We start from the raw sequence: 26167 nt of genomic DNA on the forward strand, positions 1-26167 counted from the left end.
CTTTATTAAACTGTTATGCTATGAAGAAGGCCACCTGCTTATTGTTATTGACAGCTGCTCTCTTTTCCTGCAGCACCCCTACTTACGTTACCAATTTCTGGAAAACGGATGCAACACCCACCAAAACTTACAAAAGCATTTTTATTGCAGCATTGGTGAATAATGTGAATGCAAAAAGCGCCATTGAAAACAACCTTGCGAATGCAGCTGTTGCAAGAGGATACAAGGCTGTAAAAAGTATTGATGTATTTCCGCCCAATTTCACCAAAGAAAATCCATCAGACAAAAGTGCCATGCTGAATAAGATACAGCAACAGGGATGTGATGCTATCTTTACCGTTACCTTACTGGACAAGGAAAGTGAAACAAGGTATGTACCCGGTTCCGGCAGATATGCTCCTTATCCCCGTTATGGCTGGTATGGCAGCTTCTGGGGATATTACTCATATTGGTCTCCCATGATGTACGATCCGGGCTATTATACCACGGATAAAACCTATGTAATAGAAAGCAATGTATATGATGCCCAAACGGAATCGCTCTTATTTTCCATCCAGTCCTCCACGATGAACCCCAACAGTGTTGATGATTTCTCTAAAAGTTACACCGCTGCGATGGTAAAGGAGCTGGAGAAACAGGGGCTTCTAAAGAACTGATCACAGATGTTCTGTATAGTCCCTTACAGGCACGGCAGCTGTGAGTTGCTCATATTCTGATTCCATTAACCTGGGCACATTCGCCACAGCTTCTTCCAGTTGTTCCTGCGTACGGATGCCTACTACGGCAGAAGTTACTGCGGAATGCATCAGCACATATCTTACAGCCGATTGGGAGGGCAGGCGTTTGGTACCTGAAACAGCAGCTATTGCCTCCTTTGCACGTTGTACTTCTTCCGTGGTATAACTGAGGTATGGCGTGGCAGGTTTGTTGACCAGGAGCCCCTTTGCCACACTTCCCCTGGCCAGTACGCCAATGTTGTGTTTTTCCAGCAAAGGCAGGCAGCTGATCTCTGGCCTGCGATCCAGCAGGCTGTATTGCATCATTACACTTACTATATTGGAGCGTATGATATATTCCCTGATCACGTTGGGGCGGATGGAAGAGATGCCGTAGTAACGGATCTTTCCCTGCTCTTTCAATCGTTCAAATGCTTCTATGGTTTCATCGATGGGGTCTTCTATGGTTCCGCCATGCAGCTGATACAGATCAATATAATCTGTTTTGAGGCGTTGCAGGCTGCCTTCTACTGCAGACAGGATGTATTCCTTCCGGGGATTCCAATCCCAGCCACTACCATCTTCCCGCCACTGATTGCCTACTTTGCTGGCAATGATCACCTTCTCCCTTTTGCCTTGTAAAGCTCTCCCCAGCAGGCTTTCATTAGCCCCCTTATCATACAGGTCTGCCGTATCAAAATAGTTAATACCCAGGTCTATTGCCCGGCGGATCAATTCCTCATTACCTTCATTATGCTGCAGCAGAGACATGCAGCCGAAGGATACTTCACTGATCTTTAAAGAAGACCTGCCTAATGTATGGTAATTCATACAACCAAGTTAGGTATTTATCTGACGAGCACAACAGTACCTTTTCTAAAAACTTTCTTCCCGCTTTCTCCATCGGTGTATTCCAGTACCCAGGCATAGGTACCCATTTCTACCGGTATACCATTCAGGCAACCATCCCATCGTTTCCGCCAGTCCCGGCACTCGAACATCAATTGCCCCAAACGGTTGTACACCAGGAACTTTAGTTCCTGTGCCTTGTATGCATTCAGGGGATAGAAATAGTCATTCTGCCCATCGTGGTTAGGAGAAAAAGCAGAAGGTACATCAATGTAACAACTGCGTGCTGCTTTAATATACCGGTCCATTGTATCCCTGCAATTCACATTATTGCGAACGATCAGGCGGATGCGGTAATCCTGTTCTTTTGATTGCGGGAAGTAACGCATGGAGAGCGGCCGTTCTCCCATACTGGTTGTACCATTGCCATAATCCCATTCCCAGGTTACTATATTACCGGTACTTTCATTCTCAGGTTTTACTATTTCCATGGGGCAATATGGGCCGGGACTTACAGAGAAGATGGCTTCCAGCTCACTGGTGATCAGGATGGAGGTTGCCACTTTTGCACGGCATACCCCATTGGATACTTCCAGCTGTACCGGCATGTTGCCAAAACTATTAAACACTTTCACAGGCCGTTGTTCAAGACGGACCTCCCCATCTGGCATGGTCCATCTCCAGCTGTTAACATGATTGCTTCCATCATGTACGAAACCCGCAGTGGTTTGTTTACAATTGAACTGCAGGGAAAAAGTAAAATTAGCATTAACGGTATCGGCTGTATTAAAATTGGCTGCCTGCCCCACTGCTGCCATTTGCCAGCATGCTCCCTGTAATGTATTACCATCCGTGCCGCTGGCCGTTTGTACCTGGAAGTTTCCCATTGTGAAAATGGGCGCTGAAAATTTCAGGACCACGGTATCTGTAAATCCATTGGCATTACAAATTCCTGTAGCGCTGGTAATTGTAACAGGCCCTGGGCCCGTAATGATAAAATCACTGCCATCTGCTGCAATAGAACTACATCTTACCGGTATGCTCAAACCTAACTTCACAGATTCAGGTGCGCAACCCGGCAACGCTATACTTCTCAGTAATACCGGAGGTTGTGGTGCCATGCTGAACAACGCTTTTTTTCCCGCCAGCGTTTCCACATGGCAATTACTGGTGATGGTATTACCATCTGTACCTGTTACCAGTGTTACTGTATAATCACCTGCCACCAATATGCGTTGGTCCAGCTTTAATATTACTGAGCGGGTAAGACCATTTGCATTGCAGGTAGTACCGGCAGACTTGATATGCACAAGGGAAGGGCCACTCAATACAAAATCACTGCCATCAGCTGCTATAGCACTGCACCTGATATCATCCGGGAACTCCAGTTCCAGCTGGTCCGGCGCACAGGGTAATATTTTCATCTTTGCCATGCCTACCGGTAATATGGCGGCTACCGTAAAGCGGGTTGTTTCACCTGCCGGTAATTGTTTGCTGCATGCATTCAATAAGGTATTAGCATCTTTCCCTTCCTGCGCCATGATGGTATAAACACCTGGCGTTAATGGTTTATCCAGGTAAAGGATTACAGAGTCCAGATCAAATCCATTTGTACAGGTCACTCCTTTTGCAGACTTAATGATGGGGCCTCCGGGGCCAAACGTAAAATCTCCTCCATCAGCATCCAGGGTGCTGCACAATACTTTCCGGGATAACTTTATGCCAACTGAAAAATTCGCACAGTCATAGGTGGAAGAAACCAATGCAGGCAATACAGGATCTGTAATATCCGCAGTACCTCCGCCAAAGCTCAGTTTATATCCGCTCTGTGAATTCGAAAAATGACTGATCAGCAAAAGATATTCATGCCCTTTTTTTAAGGTGGCCATGGAACTGAACAACTCCTGGCCAAGACCTCCGCATACATCCAATGATCTTCCTGCAGAAGATGCTCCGGTAAGCCCTTTTTCTCCAGACCAGTTCATGGTAAGATATAGATTCGTGTTGTTGTATACTTCGTTGGGATCACGGCCTGTAATATCCCAGATCTGCCAATCATAATCTTCATTCAGATCATTGGGTGTGATGGTAAAGCCAAGTGTACCTTCTGTATAACAAGTGAACTTATACCAGAAAGGATTCTTATCCTGGTGAAGAAAGTCTCCCGCATTATTACAGGTAGGGCCAGGTACACCTCTGTACCCACAAATAGGTACGGATTGTTGTATAAACGTTTGTGATCCACATACAGGAAATGCAGTAGCAGGCGTCTGACCAATTGTCGAACAAGCAGTTTGAGAATAAGCCCGGTAGGTGAAAGCCAGGAGTATCAGCAGGTAAAGGGAACTGTATTTCAACATGTTAATTGCGTGCAGTCTAAAAGACTATGTTGTAAATGTAGACAATAAAAAACTTTTTTTTGAAGAATTGAATATTACCATTTATATTTGTCTACAAGTTTGGTAGACTATTAAAAATCCAACCATGAAAGTACAAACCGAAACGTTCGAAACCAGCCACCATCAATTATTTAGTGATCTCTTCACTTTTTCTGTTGTCATGCGCTCCGGTGCATGCTGTTGTTGTAAATGCTAACACCAACATTCTCACCGTTTTAGATTTTATCTTCCGCTGCACCAACCATTTCCCGGTATAAAAACGGGAGCGGAGTCCTCATGGACCAATAATAACCAATCATTACTTCCCAAAAATTTTGTCATGAACAAAACAGAACAACCCGTGTTTCGTTTCGAAGGAACGATCACTAACCCGCAACTGCAATATTTCCGTAAACACGGTATTATTCAATTCAAAAATTTTGTAGACAGGAATACTGTACAACGTTTTATTCATGAAACAGAGAATGTACAGGACCAATTACTGCGATACGACATCAAAAAAGTAAATGGTATTCCTCTCAAATTTGGCCAGGACGAAACCGGAGCGCCTTTCATCCAGCGTATTGCTTTTGCTTCGCAATACAGCGATACCCTTAGTAATTTCCTCAAAGACAAACGCCTGCAGGCACTCACTCAATTGCTGGCTCCTTATGATGGCCGCATTGGTGAAAATGAAAAAGACGGACTGGTAGTGAATCATTACGTGAACACGGTAGAGAGCCAGTTTAAGCAACTGGGCTGGCATACAGACAGTCCGCGTGATCTCTTCCTGGGTTCACGCATTATGCCCATGCTGAATGTAGGGCTGCATTTAGATGACTGCCCCCTGGAAAATGGTGGCCTGAGAGTATTGCCTGGTACGCATCACCAGGGATTGTTCCGTTTGCTGTTCAGGAAAAAGTATTTTATTGATAACGATCCTGATAAAAAAGAAGTGGGGTTTGATATTGAAGCAGGAGACCTTACTATCCATGATGGCAGGTTATGGCACAGGGTGCAGCAATCACCGTTCTATGGGGAAAAAAGCCGGCGGCGTGTAATGTACATTCCTATCATCACAGGAGCTTATCAACCTAAACATGCGGACAGTCCAACACCATTCTATCATAAGCTGGCACAGCTGGGCTCTTTGAAGAACAGCGGTATTGCTGCTTTCCGTTCAAAGGAGAAAAATATTCCGGAATTAAATTCACTATAATATGCCTTACGCTTTAGTAACCGGCGCCGCCAAAGGAATTGGCAAAGCCATTGCAGCAGAACTGGCTGCAAAGAATTACGGGCTGCTGCTGGTAGACCTTGATGCTCATGGTGTGAATACCACTGCGGCAGAACTGATCGTTACCTACAAAGTACCGGTGCAGGTATTACATCTTGATCTGTCCAAACCAGATGCGGCAGAACAGGTAAAAGTATGGACGGCGGACCATCACAGGGAATTGAGCGTGGTGGTGAACAATGCAGGATATGGTTTGAACGGGCGGTTTGAAGAACTGTCTGTCAGAGACCAGCTCAATATCATTGATGTGAACATCAGGGCACAGGTAGCCATTTCGCATACCTTCATTCCTATCCTTCGCAGTTTTCCCAGGTCATACCTGTTAAATGTGGGTAGTACCACTGCTTTTCAAACGGTGCCCTTTCTGAACATCTATGCAGCGTCCAAGGCATTTGTATTGTCCTTTACCCGGGGTCTCCGTTTTGAATTGCGGCAATCCCCAGTATCTGTCAGTTGCCTGATACCGGGCAGTACGGATACTGATTTTGTGAACAGGGCCGGGATGGGGCTGAAAACCCTCCGTATTGCAGAGCGATTCAATATGACGCCGGAAAAAGTAGCTAAGATAGCAGTGAAGGGATTATTTGCGGGAAAAGCGGAGATCATTCCCGGATTTACCAACAGGCTGAATGGCCTCCTGCCTAAATTTTTCCCGAAGATATTCGTGGAAAAGATAGCGGCGGGGATCTATGAACCGGCACAGTTATCTTCAGACCTGCAGGCAGTTCCGGCGGCTACATAAATTTGTATGTAAGGGTTTTTCATTTTAAATTATTTTGTTATATTTATACTGACATTAGATGAGACGTTGCCATCTGCCCAAACAGTATGAATCACCAGCAAAATTAATTGGAATGCCAGACGAACATAATAAGCCGCGGGACATTATTGATAAGCTCAAGTTACACCCACCACCGGAGGCTGCAGACTATGATCATGGAGAAGGAGGAGATTGCCCGGCCTGCGGGGCTAAGGATGCCAGGCAAAGGGGCTTAACACATTGTGCTTATTGCGGGTATGAGTTTATTAAACCAGAAAAGAGAAAATAATATCAAAGGGCTGTTTCAATTTAACATGAAACAGCCCTTAATATTTTGATTTACAATGGAATAGGAGGATCCTTTTACCTGAAATCCGCCATGGTAGCTTAAACCTTGCTTTATCCTTGCTTCATCCCTGCGCTGTAGCAAGGGTTTAAGCTACGTTAAAGCAAGGATAAAGCAAGGATAAGGTTATTTACCCGCTATTTTTTACGCTCTTGCGCTCAAATACTGATACGTTTTATACCTCAGCCGGGCAATATCTTCTTCCAGTACCGGCTGGTTCGCGTCCTTCCCCATATCATCCCAGATGCGGATACGGATATAGGCATCAAATAAAGGATCACTCTTAAAGGCAGCAGCTTCTTCGGCAGACATGGGGCCTCCCTGGAAACCGAGTGTTTGTTTGCTGGCCTCAGACAAGGTATCATAATAAGCAGGATCGGCATAGGTGAGGTAACGTTTTGCAGCTACGTGGCTGGCTACCAGTTTCGCCATCTTTTCCGGGAAACCCCTTTCCATCAGGTAGCGGCCTCCAAGATCATCGTGCTTCATGGTACCGTATACATGCATCTGCTCTTCGGTTTCAAAGAAATGACCGATATCGTGCAGGAAAGCAGCCAGCACCATTTCATCATCATAACCTTCCTGTTCTGCAATGAGTGCAGCCTGCATCATGTGCATCATCATGGTAACGCTTTCGCCATATTCATGATGGCCGTGCTGCTGGTATAGTTCAAAGATCTCGTCTACGGTTTGTTGGGCTGAATTGGACATATAGTTTGGATTTAGGCGCATCTGCAAATTATGAAATTATTCAGGCAGGATGACGTTATCATATCTTTACTTCATAGATGTTGCAACAGGTAAATGAACGGAACATAGGTATCCTTCCCCCTTTTTTTGGGCATTTATTTTTTTATCCCCACAACATAATATACGCTCCGGCCGGGTCCTGTATCAGTACAAATTCCCCCACGTTACCGCAGCTTCTTTTTTCGCTCATGATCTTACCACCGAGCTTTTCGCATTTGGCAAGACTAAGATCGAGATCCGCCACCTGTATATATACCAGCCATGTGGGAGGCAGGTGTTTATTGCTGCCTTTGTTGTGGCAAACACCAGCAATAACATCACCTGTTTCAGGATTCTTCATAAAATAATCTTCATAATCTCCCATCTGTTGTGTGCCAATTTCCCAGCCTATTACTTCGTGATAGAAATTACTTACCTCTGTAGCATTAGGTACAGTGAGGTCGAGACCAATGAGCATTCCGGGTTGCTTATTCATAAACGGTTTTGTTAATATTGCAAATTAATCATTAACAACGGAACTTGAGTATGGGAAAACGGTCAACTAATTGGTCATTTGTGACAAAAAAATAAGCTATATTGAACCTCACACTGCAGCAACTATATGAAAAAGTTAACCGTATTACTTAGTAAAAAGTACAGACATCTCAGCGTGGCTGCCATACTGGATGTATTTCAAACAGTGAATGCACATTATAAGGCAGCAAACGGAGAACCATTTTTTGACATCACCTTAGTATGCCTTGATGATGATCTTCCATCTACGCCGGTATATGATCTTTATGAACCGGTGTTGCTGAAAGACGCGCCTATCTCAGACCTTGTACTCATCCCTGCGTTCCAGAGCGAAAATGTGAACCTCATGGGAAATGCCGCTTTTATTCCTTACTTACAGGAACAACAGCGGCTGGGGGCTGAAATTGCGAGTTTCTGCACAGGGGCTTTCCTGCTGGCAGCATCAGGCCTGTTGGATAATAAAAAGGCAACTTCGCATGTGATGGCTATCCAGGACCTGGCGATCAAATTCCCCCTGGTAAAGGTGCAACCGGAAGCGGTGGTAACAGATGATGGCGGAATCTACACCAGTGGTGGCGCTACTTCTACTTTCCATTTGCTCCTGCACCTGATTGAAAAATACTGCAGCCGGGAAATGGCTATCATAATAGCGAAAGTATTTGCTATTGACATGGACCGTTACCAGCAATCCTATTTTGCTAACTGGGCGCCTTCCCGCCGCCACCAGGATGAACTGGTTACGGAAGCGCAGACCAGGATGGAAAACCGTTTTAAAGACAGGCTGACTGTGGAAGAAGTGATCCATGATCTGCCGGTGAGCAGAAGGAATTTTATCCGGCGTTTTAAAATGGCCACCGGTATTACGCCGATCGAATATTTACAACGCATAAGAGTAGAGGCAGCCAAGAAATTACTCGAACAGCGGTCCCAGAATATTACGGGCGTGATGATGCATACCGGCTATGAAGATGCCAAGGCTTTCCGGCAGGTGTTCAGGAAGATTGTAGGCCTATCGCCAAAGGAGTACAGGGAGAAATATGCAGGATAAAAATTATAAAGCGGGCCACCTGGATACCAGGTGGCCCGCTACTTTTTATTTAGGCCATTTCTTTGTTACCGGCACTGAATAGAAAGTATCCAATGCTGCCGGTTCCGGTTTGAAATAGGTTACATATGTAAACTCAGATTCAGGTTTCACACCAGCAAGCGAATCTGCATTCAGCTTATTGGGTTCCCACCATACTTCTTTGGTTGCACCAGCCAGGTCAACATACGTCATCTTCACCCCGATGTAATTCTCCGTTGTTCCGATCCAATCCCAGCGCATCAAACCATTACTGCGTTTCACAATATCTTTTGTGATGCGGGGCAGGCAGGACAGCTGGAAGATATCTCCGTAAACATTTGCGATCTTCTCTACTCTTACAGAACGATGCCCTGCATTATCGTATGTGTAAATAGAAAAGGTTTTCACACCTTCCGTCATATTGTTGAGTGTTACCCTTACGGTATCTACACCCTGTGTTCTTGTTACCGGTATTTCCACAGAATCAGCCACACCGTTCCAGAAGATGCGGCATTTGGTGATCTTGGGATCAGAGGTCAATAACCAGCTGAAACCGATCCTTCCTTTACCACCATAATTCTTCACAGAATCAACACGGCCGATATACAATATCTCTCCTCCTTTCAGGAAATCACGATAGGTATCATCCTGTTTTGCACAGGCCAGGAAACAGCATGCAGTGATGAATGCCAGTATTCCGTATTTAATATTCTTCTTCATGTTCATTCATTTTAAAGATTATCTGCTATTCCCCCAAATGGTTACTTCCATCAGGTGAAAAAATCCGCCGGGAGATCCTTCCGCTGCGCCCCATGCTTCGCGCACCCTCCAACGTAAGTAGCGGTAAGATCCTGCATTGAGGGGCACAATGAACTCCTCTCCTGCTTCTGCATACTCTTTATCTTCCTGTGTGGAAATGTATGGTTCTCCGGAAGGTTTAATGGATTCAAATGAACCGATCATCGTCCAGTTGGTCATACTGCCATCTGTTGCCGGTGCATCAGATCCCCACAATTCCCAGCGTTTGGGATTACCGTGGCCATAGAGATAAGTACCTGTACGCTGCCATACTTTAAAGCGGCTCATTTTTGCTTTCACGCCAAGGTCCATGGTAAAGTTGAGTGGAAGTCCCACATTTTGCAGGGTGTGAAACCCTTTGGTCAGGTTATCGTCCCAGAACATCTGGATGGTCCAGCTGCTGCTGTAGTTCTTGGGCTCACTGGGGAAACGCGCATCCCTGAACTTTGTTTTATCCAGCAGTTCTTCATGGATAGGTACGAGTTTAGTGATAAGGGTATCAGAGAAATTATTCCATTTGTCCTTGATAAAGATCCCGAATGTTCTTTCTTCTGCTTTATATCCACGTACAGCAAAGCTGGCGGATTTCCGCTTTGTGTAGAAGTTATCTGAAGAAACCCAATCCCCTGTAGAGTCCCTTGTAATTACACCGATCACGATATTGGTTTCATCATTATTCAGGAATTTGATATTACATCCGCCAAAATCCGGCGCTACTTCCAGGGAATTAAACACCTCTTCCACCGGAGGTGTTAAAGGGTTCACTTTAATGGAAACCGGTTCGGAGGATACTTCGCTTTTATTCACTGCATATAACTTCACCTCGTATTCTTCCGAAGCGGAGAAACCTTCCAGCACGATGTAATTGATATAGAAAGATGATTTGGCTTCCCGGATCAAACCTTTGCGGGGTTCATACACTGCTTTTATATATAACAGGTCCGGGTTATCGGGGATGGAATAAGTGATCTTAGCTGTACCATGCAGGTTTTCCACCTTCAAATTGGAAACAGGTTTGGGTGGTGCACCCCCACCTTCTATCGGGCCGCGCTTTTCATCTGTACAGCCTAATAACAACAGGAAGGCCAGTAATGGTATGATGAATGTTTTCATTTCAATGCTTTTAAGAAATGTTTTAATAACTATTACCAACCCGGGTTTTGCACCAGGTTACGGTTGTTCAGGATCTCCCTTTCCTGTATAGGCCAGAGGTATTCCCGCATGGTGAATGTTTGCATGAATAATACTTTCAGGCGGTAATAAGCCTCTGGTTGTTCCTGGTCGATATCCCATCCGGTGATGGGTTTATTCATTTCAACATGGGCTATTTTCCACCTGCGCAGGTCCCAGAAGCGATGTCCTTCAAAGGCCAGCTCTATCATTCGTTCCTGCTGGATGATCTTACGCAGGCCTTCTTTGGAAGCATACTTTGGTCCTTTGTTTGAATAAGTATCCCAGGATTCTTTCACCCCTTTCAAACCAGCACGTGCACGCACGGAATCGATGTATTCAAATGCCTGGTTAGTGGGGCCGTTGGCTTCATTTTCTGCTTCTGCATATAACAGGTAAAGGTCGGCCAGGCGCATTTCAGGATAAGGGTATTGCTGCATGGTAAAGTTGCCGCTCTTTTCCACCACACTCAGGTAGTGGATCAGCTTCTTGGGCCAGTAGCCGGTGATGGAATAGTTGGTATGACCAGCCTGTGCAGCCATCTGGCTTTTACGGGCCTGTATATACATGGCGGTACTGATATTGGTATTATTATCGTCGGAACTGCCATTACCAAACCATACGCCCCTGTCAAAACCAAGGTTGGCATAAAAACGCTGTTCTCTGTCGAAATGGAGGTAAGCACTTTCCGTACCCTTTTTAATGAGCGCGGAATCTTCCGGCGCCGCTTTTCTCACACTGTACCTTTCCGCATAATTGAACTGGTTATCTTCGTCGATGGGCACCCCATTTTTTGTATAGAACAGTTCTGCCATCTTCTCTGTAGCCGCGTACATCCCTTTAGGGTTACCGCTAACAGAGGTCCAGTTATATAACTTCGGCATGGCAAAACGCTGGAGCTGGTTCACCCTGCTTTGCGTATTTGCCCAGATGATCTCTGAATTCCATTTATCCGTTACTGCCATCCGAATGTCCATCTGCGTTCTGATCTGGGAGTTCATCACCAGGGTATTGATCACCGGCCTGAAACGATATAAGCGCATGCCTGTTTCATGGCAAACATCAATGGCCTGCTTACAGGCGGCTGCTGCTTTCACCCATTTATCAGGATCATATGTGTTAGGGAAGATCTTCGTTCCTTTACCAAAATCAGCATAGTCCGGGTTACCATTGAACAAAGGGCTGGCAGCCATTACAAGCAATTTGGCTTTAAGTGCCAGCGCAATGGGGCGTGTAACCCTGCCCAGTTCCCCCACTTCGTTCTGTATCCGCATCGGCAGATCAACTGCAGCAGTGTCCAGGAGCCTGGAGATATAATTTACGCAGGTATCAAAATGTTCCCTGGGTGTTTTCATTTCCTCCAGCTCGTTCATGACGTCTATGTTCCTTCTTACCAAAGGAATAGGGCCATACATCCTCAGCAGGAAAAAATGATAATAGGCTTTCAGGAATTTCACCTCTGCTATCCAACGGGCTCTTTCATCATCATCAATATCTTTCACCAGGCTTATTTTCTCCAGGAATACATTACAATCCCGGATACCCTGGTACAAAGGTTTTCCTGTTGCCAGCCCGCTCCAGTAATTACTGATGGGATTCACTTTGTTCTGCCCGCCTCTTGCCATGTTCCAGTTGGTAGCGTCAATATCTTTGGAGGGATACATGAACCATATTTCATCCGCTCCCATAAAAGCTACGTTGGTATTAAAATCTCCTGTTGCCGGCATGTAGTTGTAACAGGTGAAGAGATATCGTTCTGCAGTAGAGCGCATAGCAAAAGCATAATCGATGGTAGCAATGTTATCCGGCACTATGTCCAGGTACTTATTACAACCAGCCACCATACCCAGCAATGCGGCGAGTGCTAATATTTTGATCCGTTTCACGGTGATTAGTTTTAAATGTTTAGAAAGACACCATTAAACCAAGGTTGAACACTTTCTGGATAGGATAATCCAATCCTTCTCCTGCCATTTCCACATCCCAGAGTTTGAACTTGCTCCATGTGAGCAGGTTAGTGCCGTTCATATAGATCCTGAAATTGGTCATGCTGTAACGGCGTTGTAATGGTTTAGGCAGTGTGTAACCGATCTCTATGGATTTCAGGCGAAGGAAAGAACCGTCACGCATCCACCAGGTACTGGTCTGTGCATTGTTCGCACTCATCTGTTCACTTAAACGAGGCCATAATGCGTATATGTTCCGGTTGTCCTCAGACCAGTGATCATCTGCGATAGCTTTCATCAGCTGGTTTACAGGCCTTCCGGGAAGTGCTGCTTCCCCGCTATAGTTATATGCTCCAAAAGGACTTACTGCGCCGGGGTTTATCCAGAAAGATTCCTGCGCCATTCCCTGGAAGAACATAGAGAAGTCGAATCCTTTGTAACCGGCCGTTACACCAAATCCGTAAACGATCTCCGGTTTTTCAGGATTACCGATCGGCACTTTGTCCAGATCAGTGATCTCTCCATCTCCGTTCACATCCCGGTATTTAATATCCCCGGCCATATAATCTGTGCTGAAGGTTTGCCTGGGAGAGTTGGCCACATCATGTTCATCCACAAATAATCTTTCTGCAATGAATCCCCATACCTGGTTAGTGCTATAGCCAATTTTGGAGAGATATTTTTCATTGTATTCAGGCTCTTCAAACTTCCTGTATTTGTTGGCACTGAGGGTGAAGTTTCCGCGCAGCCCTACCCAGAAGTTCTGGGAAAAGTGTTTATTTCCATCTATGGAGAAATCCAGCCCCTGGGAAGAAGCTCTTCCCATATTAGCATATGTAGTGGCTTGTAAGCCCATGGAAGCCGGTATGGTTGTACGGGCCATTAAGATGTTATGCCGGTAGTCGTGCCAGAAGTCCGCCTGGATATTAATAGCTTCGAATAAGCCTAATTCAATACCCAGGTTTGTTTTATCCGATGTTTCCCAGGTGATGAAACGGTTATCGTAACGGGAGATAGAAACGCCCTGTTGGGTTAAGGCGTTCTCAAATCCGAACGATGCTCCCTTAGCGCTGTTCTTCATGTTGATGTTAGACAGATAGAAGAAGCGGTCCTGTTTTCTGCCAATGGCATCATTTCCTACCAATCCGTAGGTACCGCGTAGTTTCAGGTTGTTCACCACCCGTTTGAATGGTTTCCAGAAGGGTTCGTTTGAAACCGTCCAGCCCATACCGGCAGAAGGGAAGAAACCAAAACGTTCTGTTTTATAGAAACGCTCAGATCCATTGTAACCAAAATTGAACTCCACAAAATACCTGTCGTCATAACCATATGTTAAACGACCAGATAACCCGGAATTACGGAAAGGCAGGGAGGATTGAATATCTCCGTCAGTTGCTTCCAGTTTGTTACGCATCATGTATACCAGCATACCGCTTAACGTATGGTATTTGTTGAATACACGGCGGTAATCCAACGCACTTTCCAGGTAGAAGTTGGTGGTCACATTCCGTTTACCAACACCATTGCTGAGGAATTCCTCTCCCTGTTCGATCTGATCATACCTGTATGTATCTGTTCTTTTATCATAGAAGCCCATCTGGTAGTAAAAGGGAATATAATTCCGTGCAATGTCGAAGAAGCTTTCGCGGTTGGTGTTCATCATACCCCGGAACCGCAAACCTTCTGTAATGGCTTTCAGGTCCTGGTTCACTTCAAACTGTGCCAGCATCAGTGCCCTGGAATAATCCTTATACCCTTTCACCATTTCAGCATAGGGATTGATGTAAGCACCATTCTCTGCATTACCAAACATAATATGCCTTACATGCTCATGTTCTGCATCCTTGGGGAAATAAGCAGGGAACAGTACGGGATTAGAGCGCATCACCAGCCGGTACATGTATTCCCCGCCCTGTATAGGCCCGTTATAATCATCAAATGATCCATAGAACCGGAAGCCGGCTTTTGTAGTGGGGGTAATATTCACATTCAGGTTAGCCCTCAGCCCGTAACTTTTCAGGTCTATGCCGCTGTTGAAATTGTTGCGTTTATCTACTTTGAATAATCCATTATCATGACTGTAAGAACCGCTGATATTGTACATCGCCACTTTCCCCCCGCCGCTTACGTTGAAGTTGCCGCGTTTGTTGATCGTTTGTTTTTTCAGCAGCACATCCTGCCAGTTATTGGAAGGAAAAGCTACGGGGTTTGCACCGGCGGCTGTCTGATCTATTTTATACTGTGAGTAAGGTGTTATAGCCAAAGGATTACGGGTGATAATAGCTTCATTATGTAATTTCATATAGGTTACATTATCAGCCATTTCCAGGTCGCGCGTGGGTTTGGATAATGACGACTCCAACCTGATATTGATCCTTGCCGCACCTTCTTTACCTTCTTTTGTGGTGACCAGTATCACACCATTTGCGCCTCTTGCGCCGTATAATGAAGTAGCCGTTGCATCTTTCATGATGGTAAACGTGGCGATATCGTCCACATTCATACGGGCTAGGTCCGTAGTGGTCAATTCCATGCCATCAATGAGGATGAGCGGGTCTTGTTTATAACCGAAAGTAGTTACGCCACGGATAAAGAACTCTGCATTGTCCTGGCCGGGTTCGCCACTTCGCTGATAGGCGATCACTCCTGCCAAACGGCCTGCCAGTGCTTGTGTGAGGTTACTGGAAGGAATTTTCATTTCAGCAGGATTGATAGAAGTCACCGCTCCTACCACTTCTGTTTTCTTTTGGCGGCCGAATGCTACTACCACGGTTTCCCCGATCTGTGTAGCGGAGGATTGCAGGATAATATCTACCAGGGAACGGCCTGCTACATTTACTTCCTGTGGCAGGAACCCTATGTAGGAAACCTGCAATACGGCGTTCTTAGGTGCTGCTAATTGATAATATCCGTCTGTGTTAGTGGCAGTACCATTGGACGAGCCTTTGATCTTGATGGTAACACCGGGCAAAGGTGTGCCGAGTGAATCTGTAATGCGTCCATGTAGTGTGGAATCCCGTTGGACAAAGGATATGGGATCAGGGTTGCTTTCTGCCGATGCAGGAAGTGCCGCCATTACCAGGCATGCCACTCCCATTACGATGATCGCAAAGCCTGAAAGGCGGCGCATGGCCTGCCTCCAGAACAGTTTTTTCATAACGTTTAACTATTAAAATGAGGAATCCGTACCCATACAGAAAATCGTATGGGCAAAAAATTGACCAGTAAAGGATTTTGGTTCAGTCGTTTACGGATCTGATAATTGGGAACGTACTAGTATCATAAGTGGAATTTAATTGATAAGGTTCTAGTTTTTTCGGGCAATCGTTGTCATACCATTCAATTTGATCAGGGCAGTCTTTGGCTTAGTTAGGGACCTTTTATGCAATCGTTTGCTGAAAGCTAAATTAGTATAAGGTTTAGCATGATTGTGATAGCATCTTGCTTATTAGTGCCGAAAAATTAACGCGGCATAAAAAAGCCCGGATATACCGGGCTTCTCCTATGGGTGGAAAACAGGTCAGGATGTTAAGGCCAATTCATTGCCAGCAGGTAAATGGAAACAATCAGGTCGGGAATCAGTTTCATTCTTAATATTTTCAAACCTTTGAGTTTCTGCGATTTAACCGTATTCACTGAAATACCCAGTTCCTTTGCAATTTCAAGGTTTTTCATACCATCAATATATCCCATCCGGGAAATGCGGCGGCAGGCATCCGGTAATGTTGCCATTGCCTTGCAGATCTTCGTTAATACTTCGGCCTGAATGATATTGTTTATAATCTGGTTCTCGGCTGCGGGAGATAATGCCTGCTGTTCAAAATTCTTTACTACCTGGCGGTGACGGATAACATTCAGGCTGATGCTTTTAACGGCAGCATAGAGATAACTCCTGATCGAATGCAATTCCTGGGAAACATTGTCCTTATTATTCCAGTACCGGACAAATGCTTCCTGAACAGCATCCTCAGCATCCTGTTTATCGTCTAATATTTTAAGGGAAAAATAGACAAGCCGCTCATAATACTCATTAAAAATTACTTCTAACGGAAATATCTGCATGTCGAACGTTTTTTATAACTGGAATTTCATGGCTGGCATCTGGATATAAATATAAAAACTTCTGCTGTAATTTTTATCAGGGAATGATCTCTACCTCCACTTCCCGGATCACTTCTTTTCTACCGGCAACATTGCCATTATATGCTGTAAATACTGCCTTATAATTACCCGGTTTAGTATAAACATACACCGTCTCTTTTATCTTAGGATCGGCATATCCTTTAATGGCAACGGGCCTGTCCGGGCCATAGTCCATATCTCCTGTATCAAACCCTTTGGTTACGATCCAGCATTCCGTTTCTGCCGTTCTGGTAGAATCCACCAGCGCAGGCGCTATCAGCTGTAACGTGGTGGTAGATATGGTAGATCTGCAAGGTGCGGTCTTCTGCTTCTGTTCGTAGATCCTGAAGCCGGCGTTTTGCATATTTCCCAGGCTTAACAACCCTATTGAAGTTTGCGCATTTAGCAGGAAGTTCTGTATCCGCCATACATTACCTGTACCGTATACAGTCGGGTTCCTCACAATATACCGGAAGGCCAGGTAAAACGGTTTACCTTCTATACTAAGGTCCGCCAGGTTTGCCTCTCCGGAAGCTTTATACGTAGCATTAGTTCCCAAAGCAAATCTATTGGTAATATCCGTCCAGCTTGCCGTTGTAATATCCTCAAAGGCGGCACCTCCATTAAAATCAACAGATGCCATTACACGCAGCTGATCAGGTTGTTTACCAAACTCCACATTGCTCCTGAATGAGAGGTCAAGGCTGTTTGTTTTAACGATCCTCCCGGCGGCAAATGCATAATCATGTAATACTTCCCCGGAGTAAAAAGTAATAAGGTCCGGGTTGCCGGTAAGCAGGAATTTGATCTCCTCCCCTGCCCTGGCAGTAATTTTTTTCTGCGTAACATCAAACTCAGGCACACTTACTTCCAGTTTTTGCGTGCAACCGGTTAAAGTCAGCAAACCGGCTATCAGCATGAATATATTCTTCATCATATCATTTCTCTGTTTATTACCAATTAGGATTCTGAACCAATGCCGTATTCAGGCTCAGATCTTTGGAAGGGATGGGAAAAAGCAAATGCCGTTCATTTACATTTTTATATGCCAGTGCGTAGAACGCCGTTGCGCCGTGCTGAGACATTTCCGTAGCAATATTTTTCATAACCGGTAAAAAAATCCCCCAGCGGATAAGGTCCGGTTTTCTTAATCCTTCAAAACACAGCTCCCGGGAGCGTTCGTCTACGATCTGGTCAAAGAACTCGTTCTTATCACTAATGGTATTAGTTCCGGTGAACAAAGTAGCTTTAGCTCTTGCCCTTACTTTGTTCAAGGCATCCAGCGCAGCAGGTGTTGGTGCGCCATGTATTTCATTTTCCGCCTCTGCATACATCAAAAGCACATCTGAAAAACGCAGCAAGGGAAAATTTGTAGGCGTTGAATTGGCTGAGCCTGGTTTAACCAATTCCCATTCTCTGCGGTATTTCCCCACATTGCGGAGATAGAGGTCTGCATCCTTTGTGTAAGTATGATTTGTTTTGCCGCCGGCAGCTGTATACTTATAGGGTGCAATGGCCACATCCCTCCTCAGGTCCTGCGTTTCATATGATCTGTACAGCTTTGCCGTTGTATTCAGGAATCCGTAGGCAAACCCGATGATAGTTGTATTGGTGGAAGTAATTCCTATCCAGGCCCCGATCTGCCCCGTTTCGTCATAAGCGCCGGATACATTGCCCCAGAATTCCACTTCCCAGATGCTTTCCTTTATATCATATTTATCCTGCGCATAGTTGATAAATACCTGTGCATAGTCCATATTGAGATCATGCGCTGCGCCTGCATCATCTATCACCTTTTTGGCCCAGAAAGCAGCCTTCTCATATTTGGTAACATCCCTTAAGGGATATCCGGCCATATACAGGCATACGCGTGCTAAAACGCCACGCACTGCAGACTGGCTAACCCTGCCGCCAAAGCCAAGCGTTTGAATAGGTGCTACCAGGGCCTCAGCTTCTTCCATATCTTCCAGTACCTTCTCATATACTTCCTTTGCGCTGCTCCTGGCAATTTCCACATCATCGCCTGTTAAGGTAGGGGCCAGTATAAGTGGCACACCTCCGAATTGCTGTACCAGTAAAAAATAAAAATATGCCCTTAAAAAGAGGGCTTCTCCTTTTACCTGGTTCCTGATGGTTTCATTGATCTGAGGATTATTATTAAGATTTGCCAGTAAGCTGTTTGCCCTGTTAATCCCTATATAAAGCTCATTCCACAGGCCCGATACATAAGTATCTGAAGGAGAGAAGTTATATACCTGCGGGCCGGTCACCACCGCATCTGTATTATAAAATCCCTCATCTGCTTCCATTCCCAGCCGGCAGGTATAATGGCGTGCATAAACATTCCTTGCACCTAATATATCATATACACCTATGAGGGAAGCTGTTAATTGTTTTTCATTCTGATAATAAGTTTGCGGAGACAACCGGTCCGTAGGCGTAGTATCCAGGAAACGGGTACAGGAGCTGCCGGACAAGAGCATTAAAACAAGTATTATCAACGAGATCCGTTTCATATTATAATGTTATAAAGTAGCATTTAAACCGAATACCAATGTACGTGCGTGCGGATAGGAAGAAAAATCAAAGCCCGGTGTAAGGGTTGAATTCCGTGCGGATACTTCCGGGTCCATCCCTGAGTAATTCGTCCAGGTGAGCAGGTTCTGCGCAGCGGCCGTTAAACGAAGATTTTTAATCCCTATCCTCTTTGTGATAGCGGAGGGTATATTGTATCCCAGTGAAACAGTTTTCAGGCGCAGATAAGAGCCGTCTTCAATCACCTGGTCTGAATATCTGCCAAGCGGCCCCTGCCCTCCCACCCTGAAAAGGGTATTACTGGGATTATCCGGCTTCCAACGATCATTGTAACTGGCATACTGGTTCATCTCTGTCCTTACTGTTGCATTCCCTTCAAACAGGATGCGGTTTGCATTGTATATTTTATTACCGTAAGACCATTGCAGCAATACGTTCAGGTCAAAGCCCTTATAACTGAAATTGTTGGTAAAACCGCCTGTATGAATGGGGAAAACACGGCCGATGATAGTTTGATCATAGCTGTCTACTGTACCGTCGTTATTCAGGTCCCGGTATTTGATATCACCGGGTTGAACAACATCTCTTGCGTTCCCATTTGCAGGAATTGAACTTTTAAGCCTGTATACTCCGGGAGAGGGATTATCAAAATCTTCATACTGGTAAACCCCGTCAAAAACAAAACCATAGAACATCGCAGCAGGCATCCCCGTTTGTGCAACGTATAAAGGAGTAGTATTGTATTGCGATTCAAAGTTCACAAAGGAGAAAAGTTTATCCTGCCCCCTGGTAAGCGCCAGTACTTTATTTCTGTTGAAGCTGATGTTAAAGCTGCTTCCCCATTTGAAGTCCTTCTTATTGATATTAACTGTATTGATGCCTAATTCAAATCCTTCGTTCTGCAATCTGCCGATATTCCTGAATACAGTTTTAAAGCCGGTAGTTCCGGGGAGTTGTGCATTCAGGAGGAGGTCCTTTGTTGTTTTGCGGTAGAGCTCTGCAGTCAGTTCGATCCTTCCATTAAAGAGGCCGAGATCATATCCGAGATCCACCTGTTCAGCCACCTCCCATTTCAGATCGAGATTTCCCAGATCAAGGGGGATGATCCCTTTCAGCGGTGTACCATTATTCCAGGAATAAGCAGCAATGTTAGGCATTCCCAGGCTGGTGAAGTAAGCAAAATCACTTACCCGGTTGTTACCTGTATAGCCGATACTGGCCCTGATCTTGGATTCAGATATAAAGGGCAGGCTTTTAAAAAATGGCTCCTGCGTCATGTTCCAGGCAATGGCAGCTGAGGGGAAATAGCCCCATTTATTCCCCTTAGCAAATTTGGAAGAACCATCTGCCCGCATCGTAGCTGTAAAGAGGTATTTCGACTTGTAATTATAGCTCAACCTGGCATAAAGAGAAGCCAGCGTAAACTTTCCGCTGGTTGCCGGGCTTGCATAAGCGATCCCTTCATCAAATCCGGAGTATCCTAATTCCTCATTCGGTATATCCTGAACGGCCACTCCATGCAATTTGCTGGTACTGCTTTGCATGGAAAAACCTCCCACTGCATTGATCCTATGTACCCTGTTAATTGTTTTCTGGTAGCTAAGTGTATTTTCATTAGACCAGTTGTTGATCTCCGCATACATTACATCTCCATTTACCCCTCTCACATTTAACGGGTTAAAGGGGGAGCCCTGGATTGTTCTGGAATTATAGAAGTTCTTATTTTCTGAAAGCCGGTTATCTACTGTTCCGGTGATCTTAAGCGTAAAATTCTGATTGATGGCATAGTTGATATAAGCATTCACTAATAGCTCCTTGGCTGTGCTGACACGGTTGGTGTTTTGTACAGTAACTACAGGGTTAAACCTTGCGTTATCTGCATTTACTACCAGGTCGTCGAAATCACCTTCCAGGAGGTTCTTATCCGGATCATTGCCAATGGGGCGATACCCCCAGATATTTGAAAAAAGGTAGGAAGTAGTATTATTACCGGCAGAGGAAGCAGCTACAATACCCGTATTTGAGTTGTTACTATAATTCAGGTAAACACCAGCCTTTACCTTAGAGTTGATCACCTGGTCCAGGGCTATCCGGCCCTGGTAACGGCGCGTACCGGTATTTGAAATGATCCCCTGTGTATTATTAAGGGCGCCGGATACGGCATATGTTGTTTGATCATTGCCACCTCTTATGGCAAAATTATTCATGCTATAAGGGCTGGGATCAAACACTTCATCTGCCCAATCTATTCCCTGTATATTTTTATAATCATCCAGTGTTCTCCCGTTTGTAAAATAACGGGAGGCAGTTGATAAAGGATTCCTTTCATATTGGAATGCAACAAACTCGTAAGGATCCATCAGCTTCATCTGCTTTCTTGTTTCACTAAATCCGTACAGGGAGCTGAAAGTGATCACCGGTTTACCCTGCTTTCCTTTTTTTGTTTCCACGATGATCACGCCGTTTGCTGCCCTGGCACCATATATCGCCGTAGCGGAGGCATCCTTCAATATATTGATCGCCGCTATATCGTCATTATTCAACGAACGGGCGTCAAAATCCTCTACAGGAAATCCGTCTATCACATAAAGCGGCGAGGTGTTCTGTGTTAAGGACCCGGCTCCCCTGATTACAATATCCTGCCCCTTTCCAGGCTGGCCGTCTGTAGTAGACACTACCACGCCAGGTACTCTGCCAGCCAGTGCTTCCGTAAAAGAAACAACAGGTGCCTTTTGCATATCAGTTACATTTACCCGGCTTACAGAACCCGTCAGATCCTTTCTTGCCACACTTCCATAACCGATCACAACGGCCCCGTCCAGTACTTTTATATCCTCTTCCAGGGTTACATTATAAGGGCCTGGGCCATTCACAGTTACTTCCCTGGGTTTGAACCCCATGTACGTAAAAGTTAATATCCCTTTTTCTCCGGGCAGATCTATCGCATAACTTCCCCCGGCATTGCTTGCAACACCTGCATTGGTTCCCTTCAGTCTTATGCTTACACCAGGAAGCGGTTCTCCTTTGTTATTCACCACCTTACCCTTTATGGTGACTGGTGGCACATTGCCCTTTACTGCAGAAAGTTTTACAACAATCGTTTTTTCCATGATCTGGTAAGTAAGTGGCTGCTCAGCGAAACAGATCCTTAATACTTCTTCCAGTCTTTCCTTTGTGACGTTAATATTTACGGGCTTTGCCTTTTGGAGGAGTTCTTCACTATAGATGAACAGGTACCCGGTTTGGCGGTTGATCTCTTTAAAAATGTTCTTTAGAGACAGTTGCTCCCCTGATATGGTGACATCCTGCGCATGTACTTTTCCGCTCACCTGTTGAAATACAGATAACAGGAACACCATTTTCATCAGGAGTGATGCTTTGCATAATGGCTGATACAATGTGCTATTTCTACTGAATAATAGCAATACTTTCATAACCTGGAACTTTTAAAAATCGGTTGACACTCTTATAAAAACTGCCGGCCCATTACGCCTGCAAACTATTCGCTTATTTCCGGGGTTACATTCAATTATTTAACGGCTTTTACCAATACCTTCCTTCCCTGCACTTCCATGTGCAGGTTACCAGATGTATTGAGCATAGCAATCACCTGTTCAACAGATGAGTTCTTAGAAATGATGCCACTGAAATGAATATCAGGAACAATCCCTTTCTCATATTCTACTTCAATGTCATACCATCGGGCCAACTGGCGCATCACCATTCCTATGCCTGCATCCTCAAAATGGGAGAGGCCCTGCTTCCATGCCACGGCGGCCTGAAGGTCAGCTTCCACCAGCCTGATGCCCTTACCTGTAACGGCCTCCTGCCCTGGCTTCATCTTTTGTTTTTCCATGCCTTTACTTACTATCACCGCACCTTCGAGCAGGGTGGTCCTGGTTGTTTGTTCGTCCGGGTAGGCCATGATATTAAAATGTGTACCTACTACTTCCACTTTTGTTTCCCCTGCCTTTACAATGAATGGCATACTTTTATTCTTCGCCACTTCGAAATAGGCTTCCCCGCTAAGCTCCACTTCACGAACAGAATCATGGAAAGCAGTTGGATAACGCAGGGAAGAAGTTGCATTCAACCATACTTTACTTTTATCAGGCAGCACAATACGGTATTGCCCCCCTACAGGTGTATGCACCGTATTATATCCTGCCAATGCGCCTTTATCCTCTTCCTTTCCCTGGTATAATAATTCGCCGTTCTTTTTGATCAGTTTCGCAGATCCATCTTCATATAGCGCCCCATCCTCCGCTCCATCCAGTTCTATCACGGAGCCATCTGCCAGCGTAAGCCTGGTTTTGCCAGTGTTTACGGGCGTATTTTTTTTCCGGACCGCAACATCCCGATCAAGTTTTATATCCCCGGGATCCTGCCAGATCAGCCATCCACCGGCGAGGCATAACAAAGCCACTACAGCAGCAGACCACAAGACCTTTTTCCTTTTTCTTAAAAAGGGAACGCTGGCTGTATTTCCGGTGCGCGCCGCAATTAATTCCCAGGCTTTACTTTTATCGCCGGATAAAAACAGTGCCTTTTCCTTATCCAATGCCAGCTGATCTTTGAACTGATCTATCAGTTCTTGATTATGCTCATCTGCCGCCAGCCAATTGTCCACCATCATGCGCTCCTCTTCCGGCAGCTCATCACGCAGATACCTGTATAGCAGATCTGCTTTCTCAAAAGGGTTTAAATTTTCCATATTGAATAACGTATTACTGAGACCCCTGAACAATCAAAAAGGGTGATGGCCCGGGACCTAATATTTAATAAACTTAAGTGCCCTGTTCTCCGGCCCTGTACTTAAAACAGCTATCATGAAACCTCTGGGCAAACCAGCTGTTCCCACATTAAATGTATTAAAGCCTTTCTCTACCTGGATCTGCTGTTGCAACAATACGCGGCCTAAAAGATCAATGATCCTGATACTGCCTCTCGTTGGAACTGCTGCATAAAAAGTTGCGTGTACTTCTCCGTGTGTGGCCCAGAATTGCAGGGATTGTGCTATCTCCGGTCTCTTTATTTGCTGCGGCAGGCTTTTCCTGGCTGTTCCGGAGCTTTGTTTAACAAACCGCACTGCATCTGCAATCACAAAATCATTATTTCCTTCGTCCGTTAACATCACCACACCGTTGCCGGTTGTATTGGTGGTCATGGTATGCGTTCCAAGCAATACCCACCGGCCGCCGGGAAGGGATTGATCCACGTAATAGGTGGTATTGTAACCACTATGGTACACTACGTATTTTGCATTGGTTGCACGGGAAGGAAGCCCATCCGGCAGCCAGACATATACAGCATAATCCCCGGCTTCCGGAATGGCAGCGCGCCATTTCACATAATTTGTACCGGTACCTCCGGAAGCCCTCACGCGATAATTAACACCATAATAATTTGATACGGCAGAAGAGGTATTCCAGGTACCTGTTATTTCTGCGGTGGTATTATCCAGTGTGATGGAAGGTTCCGCAGATAAAGTAAAATCGATGGTATGGATCTTTGAAGGTTGACCACTTGCTGTATATTTCTCCTGTACTAAAACAGAAAGAACATTCGATGTTATCATTCTTTCCTTGTCGATCAGTATAGTTTCTTCCGCATATTTTGCCAGGCTGTCAAAACGGTGGATCAATGCCCAATCCGTATAACCACTGGCAGGCGTAGCCGCCCAGATATCCAGCTTATTACCTGTTACTGCGTATAAGATGCCATTAGTATCTGCAACAAAATTAACGCGGTGATTATTGAAAGGTAACAGGCTGGTGGACCATGTGCCGTTTGTGGCCCTCATGTGATGATATGCTTTAGCTTTATCCCTGGCATCCTCCCAGCTGCTTGCATCCGGCTCTGAAGCAAGCATGTGTTTTTTGAATGCGTGTACCCTTCCCTGTTTATCTACGTACATATATTCCTGGTTCAGCAGCCCGTGCTTTTGTCCCAAACGGTATACAATAGCAGCCGTATCACCAAGGCCTATCAGGTCTGTTCCTAAAGTGGCAAAAGAGACGTTTGCAGAATTTTTCCACGTTCTCCCTTCATCATCACTATAGCTGTATATAATATCGTGTTCAGACTGAACATCTCCCGTTTCGCGCCAGGTAAAAAGAAGGTGCAACCTGTTCCCTCCAAAATACCCCATCCCATCCCTGTATGCATTCCTGTGTTGCCCATCTGTAAGGGGCCCTGTATAGATACCTGCCGAAGACGTCAACCATCCAAGATCTGTCCAGTGAGTAGTGGCAGTATCATATTCAAAAAGCCTTTCTTTCCCGTTTCCGCTATTTCCTATTCTCATTACCAATTGCAGTTTCCCGGATGGCGTAGCTATAAATGACGGATACGTTACAGCGGACTGCGGCACCGTCATTCCAGGTAAAGTATCTGTGATGGCTCCGAAAAGCGCGGCATCCCAGGTATAGCTGCCTGGATTGTTGGCCACACCGGAACCGGAAACACGGTATTTCAGTGCAGACACATGATGGTCAAAAGAAAGGTGGATCTTTCCGTCAGTGGAAATCCCCAACACGGGTACATTATGGCAATCAATTGTGCTGAAAAGATAATCCGTGAACACAAGCGTTTCCCAGGCCCCTCCGGACAAAGACCTCCTTCCCAGGCAAACCCGCCTGTCCTTGTTATAATAAACTACATACTGATAATTATTATAGGTAATAACCGATGGCTGGCTAAAGCTTTGGATACTGGGATAGTAGCCATAGGCGTTCGTGGAATATACCAGTGCTTCGTTATCTACAATCTTGTCGTCCGGAAGTACAACTGATTGTGAAAAACCGGCTGGCGCCTGCAATAACAGTATTATGGCTGCAATGCTGAAAAGTATATTTTTCCTCATAGGTCCTGTTTGAGTATTTACTCATCTAAGACACGTATGTTCAGGAATGAGGTGAC

General features: G+C 45.2%; 19 protein-coding genes. 5 read left to right on the top strand and 14 right to left on the bottom strand.

Features of this window, described 5'->3' with window-relative positions; translation table 11 throughout:
- The first annotated feature begins 20 nt into the window (after positions 1 to 20).
- Entirely contained in the window at positions 21 to 656 is a 636-nt protein-coding gene (locus BUR42_RS13200; RefSeq protein WP_074239681.1) for a hypothetical protein, read from the top strand.
- On the opposite strand, the gene BUR42_RS13205 is transcribed toward BUR42_RS13200, so the two are convergent.
- Both BUR42_RS13205 and BUR42_RS13210 read right to left on the bottom strand, forming a co-directional pair.
- Entirely contained in the window at positions 657 to 1547 is an 891-nt protein-coding gene (locus BUR42_RS13205) for an aldo/keto reductase (RefSeq protein WP_074239682.1), read from the bottom strand.
- Between the two features lie 17 nt (positions 1548 to 1564).
- Positions 1565 to 3925: a T9SS type B sorting domain-containing protein gene (locus BUR42_RS13210; protein WP_074239683.1), complete on the bottom strand. Its 2361-nt coding sequence runs from the start codon at positions 3923 to 3925 to the stop codon at positions 1565 to 1567.
- A gap of 358 nt (positions 3926 to 4283) precedes the next feature.
- On the opposite strand from BUR42_RS13210, the gene BUR42_RS13215 reads away from it, so the two are divergent.
- From BUR42_RS13215 to BUR42_RS13225, 3 genes are all read left to right on the top strand, one after another.
- On the top strand, positions 4284 to 5162 hold the full coding sequence (locus tag BUR42_RS13215) for a phytanoyl-CoA dioxygenase family protein (RefSeq protein ID WP_074239684.1): 879 nt from the start codon (positions 4284 to 4286) through the stop codon (positions 5160 to 5162).
- 1 nt (position 5163) lies between these two features.
- On the top strand, positions 5164 to 5982 hold the full coding sequence (locus tag BUR42_RS13220) for an SDR family NAD(P)-dependent oxidoreductase (protein WP_074239685.1): 819 nt from the start codon (positions 5164 to 5166) through the stop codon (positions 5980 to 5982).
- Positions 5983 to 6094: 112 nt separating this feature from the next.
- A complete protein-coding gene (locus BUR42_RS13225; protein WP_143197438.1) occupies positions 6095 to 6289 on the top strand; it encodes a hypothetical protein in 195 nt (64 codons plus the stop codon).
- A gap of 201 nt (positions 6290 to 6490) precedes the next feature.
- Here the strand turns inward: BUR42_RS13225 and BUR42_RS13230 are convergent, their stop codons facing one another.
- Together BUR42_RS13230 and BUR42_RS13235 are read right to left on the bottom strand one after the other, a co-directional pair.
- Positions 6491 to 7057: an HD domain-containing protein gene (locus tag BUR42_RS13230; RefSeq protein WP_143197439.1), complete on the bottom strand. Its 567-nt coding sequence runs from the start codon at positions 7055 to 7057 to the stop codon at positions 6491 to 6493.
- A gap of 142 nt (positions 7058 to 7199) precedes the next feature.
- Positions 7200 to 7571: a VOC family protein gene (locus BUR42_RS13235; protein WP_074239688.1), complete on the bottom strand. Its 372-nt coding sequence runs from the start codon at positions 7569 to 7571 to the stop codon at positions 7200 to 7202.
- Positions 7572 to 7697: 126 nt separating this feature from the next.
- On the opposite strand from BUR42_RS13235, the gene BUR42_RS13240 reads away from it, so the two are divergent.
- Positions 7698 to 8657 carry a GlxA family transcriptional regulator gene (locus BUR42_RS13240; protein WP_074239689.1) on the top strand — a complete coding sequence of 320 codons (960 nt, stop codon included), beginning with the start codon at positions 7698 to 7700 and terminating at the stop codon, positions 8655 to 8657.
- A 45-nt stretch (positions 8658 to 8702) separates the two neighbouring features.
- Here BUR42_RS13240 and BUR42_RS13245 read toward each other — a convergent pair whose 3' ends face one another.
- From BUR42_RS13245 to BUR42_RS13290, 10 genes are all read right to left on the bottom strand, one after another.
- The gene (locus BUR42_RS13245; protein WP_159442264.1) at positions 8703 to 9395 is read right to left on the bottom strand and encodes a DUF4998 domain-containing protein; all 693 of its coding nucleotides are present in this window, start codon (positions 9393 to 9395) and stop codon (positions 8703 to 8705) included.
- An 18-nt stretch (positions 9396 to 9413) separates the two neighbouring features.
- A complete protein-coding gene (locus tag BUR42_RS13250) occupies positions 9414 to 10586 on the bottom strand; it encodes a DUF5000 domain-containing lipoprotein (protein WP_074239691.1) in 1173 nt (390 codons plus the stop codon).
- Positions 10587 to 10618: 32 nt separating this feature from the next.
- Positions 10619 to 12529, bottom strand: coding sequence for a RagB/SusD family nutrient uptake outer membrane protein (locus BUR42_RS13255; RefSeq protein WP_074239692.1), 1911 nt, complete (start codon positions 12527 to 12529; stop codon positions 10619 to 10621).
- 19 nt (positions 12530 to 12548) lie between these two features.
- Positions 12549 to 15746, bottom strand: a complete 3198-nt coding sequence (locus BUR42_RS13260; RefSeq protein ID WP_234979671.1) for a SusC/RagA family TonB-linked outer membrane protein — start codon at positions 15744 to 15746, stop codon at positions 12549 to 12551.
- A 371-nt stretch (positions 15747 to 16117) separates the two neighbouring features.
- Complete coding sequence (locus BUR42_RS13265; RefSeq protein WP_074239693.1) at positions 16118 to 16651, bottom strand: RNA polymerase sigma-70 factor; 534 nt, start codon at positions 16649 to 16651, stop codon at positions 16118 to 16120.
- A 76-nt stretch (positions 16652 to 16727) separates the two neighbouring features.
- The gene (locus BUR42_RS13270; RefSeq protein ID WP_074239694.1) at positions 16728 to 17648 is read right to left on the bottom strand and encodes a DUF5017 domain-containing protein; all 921 of its coding nucleotides are present in this window, start codon (positions 17646 to 17648) and stop codon (positions 16728 to 16730) included.
- Positions 17649 to 17664: 16 nt separating this feature from the next.
- On the bottom strand, positions 17665 to 19227 hold the full coding sequence (locus BUR42_RS13275; RefSeq protein ID WP_074239695.1) for a RagB/SusD family nutrient uptake outer membrane protein: 1563 nt from the start codon (positions 19225 to 19227) through the stop codon (positions 17665 to 17667).
- A gap of 9 nt (positions 19228 to 19236) precedes the next feature.
- Positions 19237 to 22680, bottom strand: coding sequence for a TonB-dependent receptor (locus BUR42_RS13280; RefSeq protein WP_143197440.1), 3444 nt, complete (start codon positions 22678 to 22680; stop codon positions 19237 to 19239).
- A 95-nt stretch (positions 22681 to 22775) separates the two neighbouring features.
- Positions 22776 to 23960: a FecR family protein gene (locus tag BUR42_RS13285; protein WP_074239697.1), complete on the bottom strand. Its 1185-nt coding sequence runs from the start codon at positions 23958 to 23960 to the stop codon at positions 22776 to 22778.
- A gap of 57 nt (positions 23961 to 24017) precedes the next feature.
- Positions 24018 to 26111, bottom strand: coding sequence for a BNR-4 repeat-containing protein (locus BUR42_RS13290; protein WP_074239698.1), 2094 nt, complete (start codon positions 26109 to 26111; stop codon positions 24018 to 24020).
- Between the last annotated feature and the right edge of the window lie 56 nt (positions 26112 to 26167).

It is taken from the genome of Chitinophaga niabensis, from assembly GCF_900129465.1.
Taxonomy (GTDB): Bacteria; Bacteroidota; Bacteroidia; order Chitinophagales; family Chitinophagaceae; genus Chitinophaga; species Chitinophaga niabensis.